This window comes from Candidatus Leptofilum sp. (assembly GCF_965223285.1).
Classification (GTDB): Bacteria; Chloroflexota; Anaerolineae; order Promineifilales; family Promineifilaceae; genus Leptofilum.
The window spans coordinates 5,359,564-5,378,469 of record NZ_OZ244997.1 but is presented as its reverse complement, the minus strand read 5'-3'; the positions used below and the strand labels follow the sequence as shown (position 1 = coordinate 5,378,469).

The following is an 18,906-nucleotide window of genomic DNA, read 5'->3' as shown; positions in this document are numbered from 1 at the left end:
CCGGCGTCATAGCCAGATAGTACCAGTTTACCTAAAATCGCCCGATCTCCCTATGGTACTATTGGACTGGTTACCCAACATAATGTGTAAAGGCCAATATCTTCAACCTCTGCTTTTTCCCTACAAAACAGCAACGCCTAACCAAACACACTCGCCAATTTTTTAGAACGGGCTAAGATTAGTGCATGATGCGAGATCGTTGGCCATTGTTGCTTATTTTGGCATGCTATTTGTTAGTGGGAATATTGTTTGCGGCCCAGGTGCCAGATTGGCAAGCTCCAGACGAGCCAGCCCATTACAATTATGTGCGCCAGTTGGCAAACGGCCGTTTACCCATCATCACAGAAGGTGATTACGATCAGGCATATCTAGAAACAATTACAGGAGCGCGTTTTTCTCCAGAGTATTCAGTCGAAGAGATTGAGTATGAGGATTGGCAGCCACCGCTTTATTATCTGCTCTTGACCCCCATTTTTTTGATCACAAATGGCTCGCTGCTGGCCTTGCGTCTTACCTCTGTGTTATTGGGGGTAGGTATCATTGTGCTGGCATATCACATCGCCCGACTATTGCTGCCGGAAGCAAAATGGGTGGCCTGGTCTACGGCCGTATTTGTGGCCTTTATTCCGCAGCATGTGGCAATGCTCGCCTCCGTAAACAACGATAGCTTGTCTGAGTTACTGATTGCGTTGCTGCTGTACCTAACCCTCCGCTGGATCACGCAGAGCGGCATCCGCAAGCTGGATGAAGACCGACGCTGGCTTGTTGGGTTGGGCATTGTGCTGGGGCTTGGCTTTCTGACAAAGGCAACCGTGTATTTGATGGCTCCGGTATTGACAGTGGTGATTTTGTGGCAGTTTTGGGGGAACTGGCAGCGACTGTTCCAGGCTGCTGTGCTGCTGTTTGCTCCCGCTTTTATGCTCGGTGCCATTTGGTGGGTGCGCAATGTGGCTGTTTACGGCGGGTTAGACGTGTTGGGCACCGCCGCCCACAATGCAGTGGTTGTTGGTCAGCCCCGGACGATTGATTGGATCAATCTGTATGGCTTAGACGGCACGATTCAGCGGTTTTTCCAAACGACGTTCAACAGCTTTTGGGGACAATTTGGCTGGATGGCGGTTCCCATGCGAGCAGAAGTGTATTGGCTGCTGTTGGGGTTGTGTGGTGCGGCCGTTCTGGGGTTGCTCTTTTCCCGCTTTACGGTTAACCAAATACCCATTCAGTTTCGGTCAAAGCTGCCGGTGCTCATTCTGTGGTTGGTATTTCTGCTAACCTTGACCATTCACGTGGGGTACAATGTCACCTTTGTACAACACCAAGGACGCTACCTTTTTCCTGCACTCATCCCCATCTCGTTAGGAATTTCACTTGGATTAGGCACATGGTTACTGCTGGTAGAAAAGCCGTTTCGGCGTGAACGGCCGTTGCTCGTTAACCTTCTGCCACTTGCCATCGGTGCAGCCTTCATCCTGCTAGACATCTTTGCCCTCTTCCGCTTCATCTTACCCAGCCTAAAACTGTGATCAACTCCGCCACGGCTCAAACGTCTCTAAAATCGATCCCCCAATAAACTCACGCAAAATTGAATCACTAGCAATCAAATCCAATCCCGCTGCAGGGATAGGATCAAACCATTGCAAAAAGGCAAGTAGCCGATTGGCTTCCACACGTTCTGGTGTGCCTGGCTCCACCTGCAACAACAGCGGCTCTGCTAGCCGCTTCATGGCCGACATCTCATAAACCAGGGCAGAATTGAAAAAGAGGTTGGCGTTGTTTTGGTAAGGAAAGATATGCCGTTTTTCGCCACGGCGCACGCTCGGCCAGCGGGCAATGGTGTCGGCAGCAGAGTAGCCTCGATGGGCCGCATCGCGCACAATGCGGCGCAACAGGCGCGTATCGGTAGTGGGCACGCGATTGTGTTTATCCAGATTAAGCTGCGTAAAGGCAGAGATAAAGACGCGATACATTGCCTCTGGCGCAATGCCTTCAACCAGCTTGGGATTCAGTCCATGAATGCCCTCAATCAGCAGCACATGATCTGGCCCAATTTGCAACTTGGGTCCTTTTTCTCGCCTGCCAGTGTGGAAGTTGTAAAGGGGCTGCTCAATTTGTTCCCCCTGCATCAACTGCTTCAAATGCTTGCGGAACAAAGGCACGTCCACAGCCTCAAGTACTTCAAAATCGTAATCACCTTTTTCGTCGCGCGGAGTGAGGCTGCGATCCACAAAATAGTTGTCCATGCCAATAGCAACAGGAAAGATACCCTGTGCCATTAGCTGAATGGAGAGACGTTTGCTGAACGTTGTCTTCCCAGCCGACGTTGGCCCAGAGATGAGCACTATTTTGATTTCGTGGCGGCGGCTGGCAATTTCGGCCGTGATTTGAGCGAGCTGCTGTTGGTGAAACGCTTCTGCGACGAGGATGGTTTGCTGCAAACGGCCGTTTCCCAATGCTTCGTTCAATGCCGCCACGCTAGGTAAGCCAATGATACGTAGCCAATCATCATACTCCTGAAATACGCGGGCCAGGCGGGGTTCATCTTCAAATGGTTGGAGCCGATTGGGTTCATGGCGCCGAGGAAATTGCAGAATAAAGCCGTCGTTGTACGGCCGTAAATCAAACAGACTCAGGTAGCTGGTGCGCGGCACCATAAAACCATGAAAATAATCCCGCACCCCATTAAGCTCATACATCGTCAGATAATCTTTGCGCCGCTTGGCAAAAAGATTCGCCTTCTCCAAATCTCCTTCTTGGCGAAACAAAGTAAGGGCTTCATCCAACGGCATTCGCACTTGCTTAATTGGTAAGTCCGCATCCACTAATGCCTGCATCCGCTGTTTCAACTGTGCCAAACTGTCAGGCTCGGCACAATGAGCGTCTGAGCATTCGCAATAGTAACCACCAAACGGCATCGAATGATGAATGGTGATGATTCGGCCCGGCCATATCTCGGCAGCGGCGGCAATCATCAGGAAACAGAGGGAGCGGCGGTAAATACGCCCGCCATCAGAATCGGCAGAGGTCACGGGGACAAGCTGTGCATCTTCCAGCAATGGTTGCGACAGTTCACGCAGCCTGCCATTTTTGAGCGCGGCTACAATACGGCCGTTGGCCGACAAAGCCGCTGCACGAATAAATGTTTCAATCGGTGTGCCGCGTGGAGCATCAAAGGCGCGTCCATCTGGAAAACGTGCCTGCACCACGTCACGAACAGGGGAAAGAGTGGGAAAAGAATTCATAAATAGATCATCCTTCAAACAGTAGAGAAGTGGGAAAACGGTTGCCAGCTAGGGCAAATAATTTTGGATCAGGTCAATGCTGCGGGGAACGGCCGCTTGCAAAATTTGCTGCACTATGTCTACGGGAATCTTGTCAAAAACTTGTGCCTTCATCCAATCTGGGTCTTTCAGATTGGCAGCAAACTGTGCTGGTGACATTTTGAGCCGTCCAGCATAAATTTCGATGGTTCTAATCGCCGCACCAGGCGCAAGCTGTTCTGTTAGCATTTCTTGCCATGCAATCAAAATTGAATCGTCAACAAAGGGCAGCCAATGCTTGGGTTGGGCTGCTGCTAGCGTGGAAACGGCCGTTTCCGGCAAGGCATCAAACGCAATCGTGTCTAAATAAGTAAGCAAAATAAAATGCGTGAGCTGCCGCTGCTTCCGGTCACCTAAATGATCCGCCTTGTAGAAAAATGGATATACAATCTCGCGCAACCAAATTAGATCAAGCATCAGGTGCGCGCTGTAGGCTGCCACACATATCGCCTGCCCTGCCGACATAGTGCCAAAATCAACCAGTTGTGGATATTGCGTCAGCATCGTGCCGTACGCCGTCTCCTCCGGCTGCGGCGGCACATCATAAAAATGGGTGCTAACGCGCGGTAACGGCGAGATGGCATTCACATCCGGCGCAACGCTGCCCAGGTAAAAAGCCGGCCATTCCGCAGACAATGTTTGGTGTAAACGGCCGTTGCCATTGGCCGAAACCATATCCAAGATTTGTTCTGCGGTATGCAGGTGCATAAAAGGTGTTGGCATAAGTACCGATTAATCCAAAATGAAAAGAGTTGGCCACGCCTTGCATAGAGGCACCAAATCCTTACCAAATAATATGCAAGATTGGCAAAATAGAAACGATTACGATTGTCCTAAACGGTAAAGGAACAAATTTTAACGGTGCCAAGAGGGGCAACCAGACGGGGCAAACCATCGGGTGCTGGCAATACCACGAAGGCGACTCAGGCTGGGCAAGCAAGCCAAAATAATGCGTGGGTTGCTGGTATCAATCTTCACATCGTCACCACTCAGGCGTGCCTGCAAATGAATGTCAATCTCATCTTCCCAACCAGAAACGATGCTGCCGGGGTCGGAATAGGCTGGCGCAACCAGAGCAACGGGAACCGCATACCCGTTGATGTAATACGAGTGGCCAAAATCATCTACATAGTCGTAAACGCGGTGGGCCGCGTAAGTATGCAAACCAGATATGGGCTGCTCACCTAAAACCAAAAAGGCTTCGTGCGGCACATACCCTTTATTAATTTCAACGGCAATCGTCCATTGGGAAGCAATGTCTGGAGAAAGCCCCTGCCGAATCAACACAGCCCGCGCATAATTGTCCAAAACGCTGGCGGCATAAGCACGGGGGACAGTGCTGCCGGCGTACTCCCAACCGCCGCTGTACGCCGCCAATGCCGAAGCCAAATCGCCACCGGCTTGCCGCACGACCTCGGCCAAAATAGCCGCCCCCCAGCGCAGGTTTACTGCTGGAATCATCAGTTCATCAGTCGTGGGTCGCCACTCCAGGCCTGGGCCTTGAGGCATTACACCCATTAAGCCCACTGCCCCAACGGAGCTAACGCCGTCTACAATGCCATTCGACTCTTCTTTCACAACAGCAGCTATAAAATCTGGGTCCAGGCCATGCATATCTGCCAAAACGCCAATGTAAGTTGACCATTGGCGAATAGTCGGACTCCACATGGGTGAAAGCAGGGCAGCTTCGGGGGTGCTTTCTGAGCGGTGCAATCCTTGTCTTGGTGCTGCGCTCGTTTCTGTGGGATTCAGTAGCAAAAGTAGCCCAGCCAGCAGCAAGCCAACCAGAAAGAAACGGCCGTATCGCTGCCCTATTTGCCTCATTTCAACTAAAAATCCCCGTGAAAACATGGCAAAATTTTAGCATAAGTTCAGAAAAGGTGTCAAAGTTTTATGTAAACTCTGGCGATTTCCTCATTTGTGCGGCAAGGTAAAATGGAGTCCAATTAAGTGCCCATTCGCAAATGAACTATGGAAATAGCGAATGGGCTTAAAGTAGCCGTTCAGTTCCGGAACCACTAAGTTAATGGCGAACAGCTACTAAGGTGCATCCCCTGCCTCCGAGGTTGCTTCAGGGGTCGCGGGAGGAACAGGCGTTGGGGTGGGCACAAATTCAAAATTGGTTGAGATAATTTCAAAGCTGGTTTGGCCAGGAAAAATCTCAACCTCTCTTTCGTAAATGTGTAAGCCGTCGTTGGCGTCGATGGTTAGACGGTATCGTCCTGCGGGCAGATCGCCGAAGACAAAGTTCTCTCGCCAAACTTCATCAGAACGGACGGTGGGATAATAGGTTTGCTGCTTGCGTACGGCCGTATCCACATCCAGCGGCAGCAGCGTCAGGCTGGCACTGGAAATCATCTGGCTATTTTTATCCACAAATCGGCCAGCGAGCGTCCCCCACCCTTCAAACGGAGCCAGCCACAGTGCCGGATTCCGTGTACTGCCATAATTGTTTTCGCTAACACGCACCTCAAAGTGCAAATGAGGCCCACTCACCTCACCAGAGCTGCCTACCCCGGCAATAAGCTGCCCCTGCTGCACAAAATCCCCTTCCTGCACAAAGAGTTCCAGCGTGTGGGCATACAGGGTAAATACATCCTGCCCCTGCCATTGCCAATCATGCTGAATAACGACCGTGTTGCCGTAATAGTTAACGCCGTTGCGCGGGCTGGGCAATGCTCCTGCATGAACCACGGTGCCACTGCTGGCTGCCAAAATGGGCGTGCCTGTATCGTTGGGGAAATCAATGCCGTGGTGAATGCGATACGACGGCAGCTCTGGTAGCTGCACATCATTGCCGAAGGGGTACCATTCTAAATCAAAATTTCGGCTCCCAGAGGGAAGCGGCCGTGCCAGCCAATAATGGTCGTCGTAATGAAGAGAAAGCGGCACGGCATAGGGCGGCGGTCGCCACCCTTCAGGCGGTTCAGGACCCGCATCAGGCACCCAAAGCTGTTCTGCGTCGCCAGGGCGAATGCCTATGCCTACAGGCGTTGGCACTTTGTCGGATTGACCACTGCCATTACTGGTTCGGCCACCATTTCCAAATTGGGGATTCGATTCGGCCGTGACGGCAATTTCTGTCTGCTGGGCGGGAGGCAAATTTAAGGGGGATACCAGTGTAGGCGGCACAAGCTCTTCGCCTCCACACCCAACCAAAAGAAAAAAGAGGACGCAGATTAATACAGATTTACGCAGCGTGCTATTCTTTTCTCTGCATTTTTTTGTGGCTGTTCTGTGAAACTTTGTGTGGTTCTTATTTTCTGGAGAAAACATGAAGGTTTACGGCCGTTCCAGGACGGGTGCCAACTCCTCATCGTTGTAAAGCTCGCGTATGGCTGCTTCCCAGGTAAGGCCATCACGCTTTTCGTAATGCCAATAGCGAATGTCTGGGAAATATGTGCGCCAATTGGCGTTGGCAGGCACCCAGTGCCAGCCATAATCAGCCGCCAGTGCTGTAAAATCAATGTAATAACCGGCCGGCACGGCGTCACGCCATTTGCCCCCCCGCTCATAGTAGCTGGGATCATCGCCGCTGCGCGCCTGGAGGTCCCAGGTGAGGCTGCGCAATGGTTCGCCCTGGCTACCGTCTTGTACGGCCGTTTTCACAAAGATGCGCCAATATGTTTCACCGTTTAGCTCCAGCTTCACCAACTCCACCTGCGGCTCAAAGCCCAATGCCTCGCGGAAATAAAAGTCGAAGGCACGCCCTGCCTTGTTCCAGGATTCAACGGATTGCCCCGGCAGTGGGCGAGCGTCAATGGCTTCAAACATGCCATCAAGCTGACCCAGAAAGTCCCAACCCGCTTCGTCAATGACCCGCTGACGCAGAGCAGCAAACGACTGATCCACAGCGTCATTGAGGTAGGGCGACGGCGCATTCACCGCTACGGGGAAAAGCAATGACGACGGCTGGCCTGCTTGCCCCTGCCCCTCTGCAAGGGCTTCCACAAACAGCGGATCGTTATCTGCTAAACTGCGATCGATGTTTTGCAGACGACTGGTCATGTCTGGAGTTAGGCGCACGGCCGTCCAGGAAGGATCATGAATACGGCCGTCTGTCACAAACATCTGCGGCACCACACTCCAAGCCTCGACGCTACCAGAAAGCAAGAAACTGCGCCCACCCTGGTCATACACAAATAATACCGAACGTCTGTCTGGTGACCACGCTGGAGAACGACCTTGCTGCCCCAAGCCATATGCCGGAGATGCCGGTAGGTATGCTTCCGTCAGCGGCAGCGCGTACATAACCGGGAAACCAGCACTGTACTCTGCATACGCAACCGAACGGCCGTCTGGTGAAAACGCGGCCCCATCTTCCTCTAAATCAGGCGATTGGGTTAAGTTCACAACCCCGGCATTGATGCCCGCATCCAGCGACCGTATGTAAATATCCCGGCTACCGCTCCTTAAGCTGGTAAACGCAATGTGCCGCCCGCCCGGTGACCAGGCAGGTGCAAAATCAGGTGCTGCATTATCTGTCAATCGGAAAGGCCCTTCGCTGCCGTCTGCCTTTACCAGAAAAATGTCCAGATTGCCGTCTCGGTACGATTCGTAGGCCAACCATTGGCCATCTGGCGACCAGGTGGGGGCCGCATCATACGCCAAGTCGCGGGTGACGCGGCGCAGTTCTCGATTGGGAATGTTGTAGACGTACAGCTCCCAGTTACCGTCTCGCCGCGAGGCAAAGGCAATTTCAGTGCCATCTGGCCCCCAGGCGGGATCACGATCTTCGGCAGGGTGGCTTGTCAGCCGGATGGGATCAGATTGGTCCACCGGCAAAATGTAGATGTCGCTATTGCCATTAAGATGTTGAGTAAAAATAACTGCTCCACCGCCATCCAAAGGATTTGGCGTTGCCCAGGGCGTTAGCTTTACAGAGACAGTGGGTATGGCGGTTGGCGTAGAGGGCTGTGGCGTGGGGGTAAGCACAATGATTTGCGGCGTAGCAGTTTCAAATGGCCGATCGTCAGCCACAGCCGTTGGCTGAGATTCTCGCCTGCTGAGCATCCCCACCACCACAATGAGCGCCAGTGCAGCAACGGCCGTTGCCAGCCGAAACGTACGCACTGCCCGTAAATTTTCGCGCGGCCGTTTGGGTGCCGCGACCGCAGAGGTGGGTGGCTTGGGTCGCCGCATAGCCAGCCGCGCGTTGGATTTAAGCAATCGCCAGCGGGAGCTAACGCGACGGCCGTACACCGCTCGCTGTGGGGCCGTTTTTTGCCAAACAAAGTTGCCAAAACGTCGAATCTGTTGCCCCAACCAAAGGATTATTTGCCAAATTGCGTGCAGCAGCCACAGGACAGATGGTTTAAGTATGCGTTGGTATAGCCAATTGGACGGCCGTACCACAAAACGAATGAAAGGCCGCCACACAAAGGCGGTTAGTAGATGGCGCAAAGCCAACCCCATGCGACCAACAAATCGCCACACTGGGGGAACGGCCGCCACCACAGAATCCCACAAAATCCAGCGCAGTGGCAGCCAGACAGGCATGGTCAGGTAAAAAAGCGGTTTCCAGATGGTCCAAGTGAGAATATTGCGGAAGGCTAAACCAAGTCGGCCAAGAAAGAGCCAGACGGAGGAGCTAACTGTCAAAAGGTGTTGCCAGACCCACGTTGCGGCCTGCCGAAATCGTGCACGCATGTTGCTGCCAGTTTAGCACGGCTAATTACTATGTCAAGTTATTTGACAGGGCGCACATCGTTTTTCTGTTCCTCTCCAGCCGATTAAGGTTTTTGGTAATTAAGTGGAATCAACAACCCAACGGTTACACGAGTAATGCCTGACCATATTTGAGAAGGCGCAAGCCCTCTAATCGTACAGCTATTGGAAATATTGCCTTATATATTCCGCAATTGGGCGATTTGATGTCATAACGGCCTGTCGCCCAATGGGTGACAAGCGGGCAGCCCCCAGCACAGTAAAACCGCCACTCACAATCACGACAGCCTTCCTTCTCCTGCGAAGAGGGATTTTGCACACCTATCGGCGACGACTGGATCATCGGCAATAAATTAGTTGCAGAAATATCCCCAACAGGTTGTTCGAACTCCATGTGGCATTTTGCGACACGACCATAATGGTCGATGGCTATATAATCTCGGGCAGCACCACACGCCTGCTCGTGCGGCTCCACCAATTGTCCCCGGTCCAGAATCGCACCAACTATGCTCCATGGAGGTAGATTCTCTTCAATAGCCTGAAAGGCAGCTTCCATTCCTGCAATTATTCGATCATCGGTGAATTGCACATCGGCACCCATAGCGGCCACAGCATTATCTCGATAAAAATTCAGACTAAACTTCAACTCATGCGCCAAACAATAACGTACGACTTTCGCAATGCCTGGACTATTGTGGTCAGTGACCGTAATTGTGATATGCGGGGATATGTCTTGTATCAATAGTCGATGGATGCCTTGCAATGTTCGTTTGCTGGAACTTTGACCGCCCAAAAACGGCCGATTTCCACCTAGCTCCCCATCTAAACTATCCAAGGAGACCATCACCTCTATTTCTCGTTCTTTTAAACCAAGAACCATCAGATCACCTAGGGTTACTCCGTTGGTCAGCAAAACAGCTTGCAACCCCAGTCCGGCCGCTTGACATTGTTCAACCGCATAATCATGCACCATAAAAACGGTTTCCAACTGCAATGATGCTTCTCCACCCGCATATTTCAGCCGGATAGCTGGATAACCTCCTGCCAGTGCAGAGCGAACTATTGCGTTTACGGCCGTTTTGCCCATATCTACGCTCATATGCTCATGATTCTTATCCACATAGCAATAAACGCAACCTAAATTACATGCATTCGTGATATGTAACCACGCAGTTAACAATTGTGGCCTGTTTTGCCACTCCTGTCTGGGCAATTTAATGTCGGAAGACTGCAATAAATCCAGCGCCTGCAATCGTCCAACAGCTTGTTGGGCTTCCTCATTACAATCTAGGTCATTCAAAACTTCTTGCGGAGTCACTGGGCGTTCAAATCTATTCAGTAACCTGGCTGCATCATCATCAACAACAACAATCCCATGATTTCCCGTAGGGTTAAATACTGCCCAATGTCCTGCATCGACTGCTTCCAGACGCAACTCAGGCGCAAGACCAAAGTATTTCTCAGGCATATAAACAGGCGGTGTGGGCGCAGCAGGGAGTGATTGTGATACAACGGCACAGGCGCAATCAACACAAAAACTAACAACCAGATCATGCGGATAATCCGTAAGCTGGGAACGATCGATGATTTGATAGGATGTAGTGTGCGATGCTTTCGTCATGAGGATGCTTGCTCCTTCTCAGATACCCCCTGATAAATATCCTCAACAATCCCTTGAAGAACCGCAGGATCATCAAGCTCCCCCCACTCCTGGTGGAAATAGTTACACCAGCGTTTGCCTTCTTCCACGGGCAATTCAAGCACATGGTGTTTTAACCGCTCCCCTTCTTTTGGCAGTGCGCCAATGCCATGCGAGCCATAATAACCTTGAGCAACCATTGAAAACCCGAGCGCATATTCCTCCATGGCCGTTTGCCATGATGCTTCAGCACTCCCCTTGTTGTGTTTAACAGCCTGTTTGCCCTCGTACCATGCTTTGTGTCCTTTAACAAGATGCCAACGGCCAAATAGATCCTTGAATTCATACTCAGGATTTTGGTCATACGTTTTTACCAGAGATTCGTGCTTTAATATCTTCTCATGATGTTCAGGAATCTCTGTATCATGCCAAAGCTGCACAGCTAGCTCAGAAAATTCAATGATATTTGACATCAGGAACCAAATATTCTGCGCTGCCTGGGCGACCTCAATACCCTCTTCAAATGCAGTAAATGCCTGCTCATAATCCCCTTTCAACTCATATATCCGCCCTGCGCGATTGAGGGCAGAAGGGTAGTCCCGCATATTTTGTTCCCGACAGAAGTAGCGAGCCTGTTCAATCAGGTACATAGCTTCCAGCAAATTACGTCTAGGGTTATTTTCCTGAATCAGGCAAATCGCCTTCTCTTGCTGAACAGTCCCCAACCAACCAAGATGCTCAATTTCACTAAATACAGCCAGTGCCTCATCATAGGCCTTATGAGCCTCATCATATTTCTTTTGGTAGCGAAAAACTTCACCCTGTACCGACAGACCGGCACCAAATAAAATTCTATCGCCAAATTGCCGCAAATAGGGTAATGTCCCCCGCATAAATGCATTGGCAGCATCATATTCACCTAATAATGCTTGTACATAAGCCAGTTGGATGCCAATCTCTGCCCGCAAATCCCGTTTAGATAAGGGCGTAACCTTGAGAGCCTCACGATACATCTTCCCCGCTTGCTCCCAGTTCCCCAATTGTCGATGAGCAAAACCAATTTCACTGAGTGCCTCACCAATTCCCAGCTCTTCTTGCTCTTTGGCGAGTTGTAGCGCAGCCTCAAATGATTGCCGCCCTTCAGTCTCGCGCCCCACGGTGCGTAGGAATGTATTTCCTTGCCATATTAGTAGCTGATATTGCCGAATAGGGTCACGATACAAATCCCATAAATGTGCGATCTTTTCAGCTGCAACATCTTGAAGATTATCCCCTACGGCTGTTTGAATCTGACGGAACACAATCTCAAAATATTCATTACTTCCTGGCTCAAACGCCTGAAGAAACGGCTCCATCTCACTCAAGAACAGTTCACGCACAATTAATTGACCAGCCTGCCCTGCCTGATTAAACGCTCGGAGAAAAGCTTGATAACCAGCCTGCACATCTGCATCCAACTCATAATATAGCTTTTCTGCTTCAATCGGCCATAAACGACGGCGTAATTCAAGCAGTTGGCTAGTCAGTTCAACAAGTTCCGGAAAATCCTCCTCCAAGAATAACGCATCCCCTTCCTGTTCGTTGATTTTCTTGAGGCGCAAATCATATTTGCTATTGAGCTTATTTATTTTTACCTGAAGGTTTTTAATCAATTCCGTATACAAAGTTATCGCCTGTTGGCTCAGAAGCTTACGTTTCTTCCCTGAAGAGTCTCTGATCGGCCATATATGTTTACGCAATAGTTCACCAACGATATCGTGCCAGGTAACATAACCTCCCGTTCTTTTTCGTACCCATGGTTGTTTTATTAACTCATCCCAGGTTGGCGCATCCCTGATCGCAGGAGAAAACGTAACAATGCGGGCATACATCTCCTTATCAATACGACGGCGCAAGTGGGCAATACGGCGCATCGTCTGTGACAAAGGAGAAGAATCGGCCATATGGAGCAACAGCTCCCGGTTAAATTGGGTAACCAAAGATTTACCTTCATCGCCTAAATCATCAAACTCAATATCTGGAGCAAGCGATTCTTTGGCAGGAATTGTCGCATCAAATTCGTTTGCATAAAGGGGAGCAGTCTGCTTGATTTCCGCGACGTTCCTATCCAGTACAGGCATTCGGGGTAGGTGTTGCAGTGCCAAGGTCAAATGTAAAGGTTGGCAACGGCTTAAATAGAGCAATCTTTCAATATCATCCTTTAGTAAAGTGCTGCCACCACTTGTATTGGCGATAAAGGCTCGTGCCTCTTGTTTAGGCCAGCCCTGGAGTTGGATAACATCAACACCATCCTTGCCAATATTGGGCATATTCCCAAACCGTTCTTTTTCAGATGAGAACGGTCTCTTCTCTAACCCATACGGGCTGGAACGCCGCCCGGACAAGACAAATAATGTATTAGGCAAAGACGCGATCATGCGGGAGAAATAGGACCAGATATGCGTCCCGCGTATCGTCTCAACCGTATCAGCAAAGATCACCACCCGATTCTTTCTGGCAAAGCGTGAATAATCTTCAACAAAGTACCGATCTCCCAGCGCGAGATGAATATGAATTGTCGTCCGATCCACGGCTTGAATTTCATGCCCCTGGTACTTGCGGTTAGCTTCTATGTAACGGGTAAAATATTTTTCTCCCAATTTATGGGCAATTTGCAAGCCAACATTGGATGCTATATGGTAGTTGGTATCATCCATATCTAAGGGGCCAACTACATATATTTCCGAATGGTTTTTCTCCAACTCGTCAGTGGCTTGCCTGACAAGCATACTTTTACCCATGCCACCGGGCCCTTCAAGTAGCAGAACACTGCTTCCATGGTTAGGCCGAGTTGAGGTAGCCATCTCTATGATCTGGGCTAATTCATGACGACGACCATGAAAAGTGGGAGGTGCCAGTTTTAATTTTACACCCTCATCCATCACACCCTCCTGAGCTATGGAATATCTTCTATGGAGTCGATCAACTGTTCGTAAGCGCCAACATGTGCAAGTTCATCGATCAGCTGGTGAAGTTCATCATCCTGGTGTAACCAGTAACGCAAATCGCGCCCCACTTTATCCCCTGGAAAACCCGGCTTCAATAGGTCACCATATTTAATTAGCCTTCTCTGCAAACCGTTGAATAGAGGTGTCCTGTTGGCGCTTCCCTGAAGAGACAGCGCTTCATGAAACAAAGCCTCACGTATAAAACCAATCTGTGGTAAGCCTTGTAGAGAAGAACCCCTGATGCGAGCATCATAGAATAAAAATGCTTGATAGTGGGCATCAATGTTTCCATTTTCCAGTATTAACCACCTTACCAACAATTGGCGTACGCTGCGAGGCATCTTGTTCCAGCCAAAGTAACGATCGCGTCTAATCAATAAGGTATGCTCCACTTGACGATCGATTTCATCCGCTTTCTCAGGCGTTACATCTATCCCTAGCTGCCCCAGAACCAGCTCAATCAACTCCGGCGTAACAATCCTGAAAATACTTAGCTGTAGAAATACCTGGGAAAGCAAATCCATATCCGCAACATCTCCAGACAAGGAGGTAAAGTTGTCTAGATTGGCTGGGGTTAAAATATGCTCTTGCATTACAGGCACAATCTCAGACCGAAAGACATCATCACTATTGAGGTCTGGTACCGTATATTTTTTCTGGCGCACATATTGCAACAAAGTCGCAATGCAACGTGGATGACCGGCAGCACATTTGTGTATCTGATTCGATTTTTTATTATGCCATGTATCGCTTCTTCGCGGAGGTGTCGGATTTGCGTTGGCTCTCGTTGTTTGAAGCATTTCCAAAACAACATCAAATGTAAATGGCTCAAGTTCAACCGGTTTCATAGGCGAGTTCGTCCGCTCCCATGCAGGGAATGAACGTCTTCCCACAGTAACGACGGCTGGCGTGAACCCTGCAGTACCTTCCACAGCAGCTTTCAATCTCTGCAACAACTCCAGGAATTGCTGGGCAACAGATTCGTTAAAATATTCGGTACCATTTACCAACAACAATAGTCGCTTCCCCTCTCCAGCTTGCAGGGCTATATATTCTGCAAGTGCCTCTGCTGTGGCATCCATCTCTTTAATTTCATAACGCATAATAAGAATAGCTATAATCTCTTCGATTGAGGTTATCTTTTCTTTATCCTTCTTAAGATTGATACGAAAACATAGCCACGCATTGGGGCCATCTTCACTATTGGCAGGGTTAGGGCTAATCGCATCTTTTGCTTCTACATCGGCACCACTACAACGACGCTTAATTTCTTTGAGAAGGAATGTTTTGCCCATCTGCGCCGTAGCAGATATGTAAATGAAGGGATTGGAGGAATTAAACCGCTGCTCAATCGTTAGCAGAGCATTTACTTGATTGGCAAACGGAGGATCAGGATCACGCAAGTTAGAAGCGTCTTCATTATTATTATGTCCATTTTCTGAGCCCCCATTCCCATTTTGAACACCCGTCGGTTCTTTTGAAGTTTGCATACTTTTTTTGCCGATTGCATTTGTACCGCCGTTACCCAAAGACTTAGACTTCTCACCGCTGACAGCAGATTTCTTTTTTATATTCTTTATGGACTTTTTGTAACTGCGCTCCCACCCATCTGAATTCTCTTTGACTGGTAGATTGACATAAACGAGGTGGGGGATTTCATCTGGCGGATGACTATCATCAAGCTTGATAGGAATCAACTTGTTTTCGCTTGCTGCAACATCCAATGATTGACCAATGATCCGTTCAAGTTCTCCATATTCGGACGTCAGGTAATTGTGAGAGAGAAAAATCATAACATATTTGGATTTTTTAACGCCTGCAGCCAACTCTTTGACAAGAACATCCCCTCCACCAAGCTGTTCTTCGTCCCACCAGATGCTGTAACCATCTTTTTTGAGGCGATCTATGACAGATCTTACTTTGTCGATATCTTTATGGCTATAGCTGATAAAAATGTCGAATTCTCTTTCTGTAACAGGTGGGGCTTGTGTCGTGGGTTCATTGGCCGATTGTGAGGACAATGCAATCCGGTAATCGTCTTTGGTTTCAGCTTTGAGGTATGGGTTTTGCTCTGCTGGCTGACCTGTCAGCGGATTTGTAATTTCTTTGGCAGCTTGTGGCACATGGTGACTTAGATGTCTGAACAGGGTGAGGATATGTACACTATCTCCCTCGGCTGCTTCCCCTTTTAATCCGGCAAATAGTACATCGGAAAAAATTCCATTACGCATATCTGCTTTTTCCCATGAGACCTGGTCGGGGGTGCAAGAGGCGATGATGACCCGACCCTTACCTTGCTGGAGTTGTTCATAGGCCTGTTCAGGCAATCCCTTGCGCAACTTTTCTCGGTTGAAGAAAGGGTTGCGTGGATTGGCAAAACCACCAGAGTGGCAAGCGTCGAAAAAGATAGTGATTTTCTGAGCTTTGATCTTGTTTAATGCAATGGTGAATTGTTGGGTGGAAATCGCCGTCTGTTGCAAGCATTCGGGATCGATTTTCAGGCGGTTCTCTGTCCATGGATCGGTGTCGTGGAGTAGTAGGTAGCCTTGGGATGAATTTTCTGGGTCTTGTGCACCATGGCCTGAGAAGAAGATGGTGATAGTTGATTTCTCATCCGTTTCGTTAGCCAACCATTCCATTTCTTGTTGGAATGATACGGCCGTTGCCTGTTCATCCACCAAAAGGTGAACGTTCTCCTGTTTGTAACCGCAAAATTGAGTATCTGTCAAAATAGCAGCTAAATCTGTTGCATCATTAACTGCCTTGTGCAGAGGACTAATATATTTGTAATTGTTGATGCCGATGACAAGAGCGTAGGCCTTTTCAAAGTATTCCACACATCCCTCCGAAAGTGAATTGACATTATTGGCCGTTTTTTGGTTCAGTTAGCTTATTGGATCTTTAGACACTTGTATAGATACTCGAATTTGTTGCGACCATCCCTCGAATATTTATCAAGCTTCCCTCTTGATTCTTTCAAGGCCTATTACAATTTTAGTCGTTTTTCGAGCAGATTTCAAGGACACAAATCTATTAATTATGTCGAGTAAATTTGCTAATAGCAAAGAAGGTACCTAAATTTAAAGCGTTGCTTTCCAAGTGCAGGACTCTTGACCTACTTCAGTAAATCTGTAAGGAACGGCCGTTAGCATCCCTAATGTAGAGAGCCAAAAATAAGAGTATAGCTGAAGTGATGGTCAGTTGGCTCCCTGGACGAAGAGCAATCTTGCGGTCAAAAGGGTCAAACCAATGCCAAGCTAAAAGTCATAGAAAGGCTCTCTACTCAAGCAATTATTCAGCCACCGGCCATAAGCTGGTGGTTTTTTGTTTTCTGGCCAGGGTTCACGATAATTGCGCCATGCCACTAAGTTCGTCCATCCGCCCTGCGCTACGCCAACTGTTTTCACGCCCCGGCCTGCCTTTGTTGGCCTTGTTGATGGTAACGGCCGTTTGGCTCACCAGCATGCCCACCCAAATCGCCATTGCCAACGATCCGCTGCCAGACCCCACCGGCGAATTCGAAGGCATCTTGCAACTTATGGATGATTCTGGCGAATTTGTGATTGCCTGGCACACTTGGGGCGTGACCCACGCGCCAGGCTACCCACTGCTCAGCTTACTGGCCAACATCGGCGTTCGCCTGCTTGATCCGCTTAAACTATACCCGATTATTGCCGCAAATTTACTCTCTTTTTTGTTTGCAATAGGGGCGTTTGTGCTGATGGTTTGGCCCTTTTCACGACTTAATGGGTCGGGAACGGCCGTTGCAGCTGCATTTTTACTCCCCGCGTTCGGTATTTTGGTTTGGCTGTACGCGGTGGTAGCCGAAGCATATGCCTTTGGTTTGCTGCTGGCGTTTGGCTCCTTCAGCCTTGCTTGGTCGCTAGGGCAAATGCCAACACGGCGCAAGCTGCTGCTGCTGGGGCTGCTCTTTGGGCTGGCGGTGGGGCACCATCGCACACTTCTGTTTTTGGCGCCAGCGTTGCTGCTGGCCGCCTGGCCTGCTCACAAATTAGGCTGGCGACACTGGCTTGAGGCTGGATTGCTAGCCGCTGCCTCTTTACTCATTTACCTGTACCTGCCGCTGATTGCCTGGGCGGGGTCGCCGTGGGTGTACGGCCGTTCCCCCACTACCTGGGTGGGTTTTGCGGACGCTTTTTGGGCGCGTGAATACAGTGCGCGGCTGACCCCACCAACCAGCTTGCCAGAAATTTTTGCCGCTTTGAACGGCCGTTTACGCTACCTTGCCCAAGAAATGAGTGTGGCAGGGCTTGGGCTTGGGCTGACCGGTTTTTTGCCCGGGCTAGCGCATCCCAAAACCCGGCGACTGGCGTTGGTATTGCTGCTGGCCTTTGCTGGCTACTGGCTGGCCCCCGTTAGCCAGGGGTTGCTCATTCGCTCTTACATGATGATTTTGGTTGCTAGCCTGACGCTGGCCGCTGCCTGGGGCATAGGCTTGGTGGCCCTTGGGCAGTGGCAGCATTGGCTACCTACGCTGGGTCTGCTGCTAACAGTCGGCGTTGCGGCCAACAACTTCGTGAATCATCGCGACTACATTTTATTTCATACCAAAGACAGTTTGGGGCCAGCCATTTTGCGGGATACAACGATGCTGCCGGGTGAAACGCCACTCGTTGGGGAAATTTGGGGGCCGCGCTACTTTCCATTGGCCTACGGTAAGCTGGTGACGGGAGAGCTGGCACACATACAGCTTGTTGACCTTCGCGCCGATTTGAGTGGGCTGCCCACGCCGCCGCCATCGGAGATTTTTGTGAACCAATCGGTGCTTTACGCTGCGCCCGCGCCGCTGTGGGAAGAGAAATTGGGTACTGCCGTTTCCTTAAGTAGCCAGGGTCATGAACTAATCGCTATCCGAGGTGAACCGGAGATTCGACCAATTGCCCGCCAGCCTTTGGCGATTTCTGAAGAGATTCAACTGGTGTCGGGAACGGCCGTTCTCAACTCAGACCAATCCCTGAATGTACAGTTAACCTGGCAAGCCAGGCAAGCACCCAGGGTCGATTACAGCATCTTTGTCCACGTCACTGACCAACCCCAAATAACTGGCCCCGACGATTTGCTGGCGCAGGGTGACCGCACGCATCCCGTGCATGGCTTCTACCCTACCACGCACTGGCAGCCCGGTGAATGGGTGCGGGACAATTATCTGATCCCGCTGCCAGAAGATCGGACACCGCTAAAAATCTTTGTGGGACTATACACGGTGGGTGGCGATGGCTCGTTTACCAATCACCTCGTCCAAGAACTCCCCATTGATTCAGAGTAACAAAACGCA

10 protein-coding genes are annotated in these 18,906 nt (G+C 50.0%); 2 read left to right on the top strand and 8 right to left on the bottom strand.

The annotated features are described in order from the left end of the window. Positions 1-185: 185 nt before the first annotated feature. Positions 186-1,523: a DUF2142 domain-containing protein gene (locus ACOQPU_RS24155; RefSeq protein WP_420642389.1), complete on the top strand. Its 1,338-nt coding sequence runs from the start codon at positions 186-188 to the stop codon at positions 1,521-1,523. Here the strand turns inward: ACOQPU_RS24155 and ACOQPU_RS24150 are convergent, their stop codons facing one another. From ACOQPU_RS24150 to ACOQPU_RS24115, 8 genes are all read right to left on the bottom strand, one after another. After that, positions 1,524-3,239, bottom strand: a complete 1,716-nt coding sequence (locus tag ACOQPU_RS24150; RefSeq protein WP_420642388.1) for a nucleoside kinase — start codon at positions 3,237-3,239, stop codon at positions 1,524-1,526. It abuts the gene before it with no gap. A gap of 48 nt (positions 3,240-3,287) precedes the next feature. Further along, positions 3,288-4,040, bottom strand: coding sequence for a zinc dependent phospholipase C family protein (locus ACOQPU_RS24145; RefSeq protein ID WP_420642387.1), 753 nt, complete (start codon positions 4,038-4,040; stop codon positions 3,288-3,290). A gap of 132 nt (positions 4,041-4,172) precedes the next feature. Further along, positions 4,173-5,141, bottom strand: coding sequence for a transglycosylase SLT domain-containing protein (locus ACOQPU_RS24140; protein WP_420642386.1), 969 nt, complete (start codon positions 5,139-5,141; stop codon positions 4,173-4,175). Between the two features lie 216 nt (positions 5,142-5,357). Continuing rightward, positions 5,358-6,449 carry a M23 family metallopeptidase gene (locus ACOQPU_RS24135; protein ID WP_420642385.1) on the bottom strand — a complete coding sequence of 364 codons (1,092 nt, stop codon included), beginning with the start codon at positions 6,447-6,449 and terminating at the stop codon, positions 5,358-5,360. A 150-nt stretch (positions 6,450-6,599) separates the two neighbouring features. Continuing rightward, positions 6,600-8,966 carry a TolB family protein gene (locus ACOQPU_RS24130; protein ID WP_420642384.1) on the bottom strand — a complete coding sequence of 789 codons (2,367 nt, stop codon included), beginning with the start codon at positions 8,964-8,966 and terminating at the stop codon, positions 6,600-6,602. Between the two features lie 124 nt (positions 8,967-9,090). Further along, a complete protein-coding gene (locus ACOQPU_RS24125; RefSeq protein ID WP_420642383.1) occupies positions 9,091-10,605 on the bottom strand; it encodes a radical SAM protein in 1,515 nt (504 codons plus the stop codon). Beyond that, complete coding sequence (locus ACOQPU_RS24120; RefSeq protein ID WP_420642382.1) at positions 10,602-13,544, bottom strand: hypothetical protein; 2,943 nt, start codon at positions 13,542-13,544, stop codon at positions 10,602-10,604. Before ACOQPU_RS24120 ends, ACOQPU_RS24125 begins: the two co-directional genes overlap by 4 nt. A gap of 14 nt (positions 13,545-13,558) precedes the next feature. Next, positions 13,559-16,447, bottom strand: coding sequence for a caspase family protein (locus tag ACOQPU_RS24115; RefSeq protein WP_420642381.1), 2,889 nt, complete (start codon positions 16,445-16,447; stop codon positions 13,559-13,561). 521 nt (positions 16,448-16,968) lie between these two features. Between ACOQPU_RS24115 and ACOQPU_RS24110 the strand changes: the two genes are divergently transcribed. Continuing rightward, positions 16,969-18,897 carry a protein O-mannosyl-transferase family gene (locus ACOQPU_RS24110; protein WP_420642380.1) on the top strand — a complete coding sequence of 643 codons (1,929 nt, stop codon included), beginning with the start codon at positions 16,969-16,971 and terminating at the stop codon, positions 18,895-18,897. Positions 18,898-18,906: the final 9 nt, after the last annotated feature.

What these genes read in the sequence shown, in the direction of transcription:
- ACOQPU_RS24155 (WP_420642389.1), top strand. Translation starts at nt 186, where the DNA reads ATGATGCGAGATCGTTGGCCATTGTTGCTTATTTTGGCATGCTATTTG.
- ACOQPU_RS24150 (WP_420642388.1), bottom strand. Translation starts at nt 3,239, where the DNA reads ATGAATTCTTTTCCCACTCTTTCCCCTGTTCGTGACGTGGTGCAGGCA.
- ACOQPU_RS24145 (WP_420642387.1), bottom strand. Translation starts at nt 4,040, where the DNA reads ATGCCAACACCTTTTATGCACCTGCATACCGCAGAACAAATCTTGGAT.
- ACOQPU_RS24140 (WP_420642386.1), bottom strand. Translation starts at nt 5,141, where the DNA reads ATGAGGCAAATAGGGCAGCGATACGGCCGTTTCTTTCTGGTTGGCTTG.
- ACOQPU_RS24130 (WP_420642384.1), bottom strand. Translation starts at nt 8,966, where the DNA reads ATGCGTGCACGATTTCGGCAGGCCGCAACGTGGGTCTGGCAACACCTT.
- ACOQPU_RS24125 (WP_420642383.1), bottom strand. Translation starts at nt 10,605, where the DNA reads ATGACGAAAGCATCGCACACTACATCCTATCAAATCATCGATCGTTCC.
- ACOQPU_RS24120 (WP_420642382.1), bottom strand. Translation starts at nt 13,544, where the DNA reads ATGGATGAGGGTGTAAAATTAAAACTGGCACCTCCCACTTTTCATGGT.
- ACOQPU_RS24110 (WP_420642380.1), top strand. Translation starts at nt 16,969, where the DNA reads ATGCCACTAAGTTCGTCCATCCGCCCTGCGCTACGCCAACTGTTTTCA.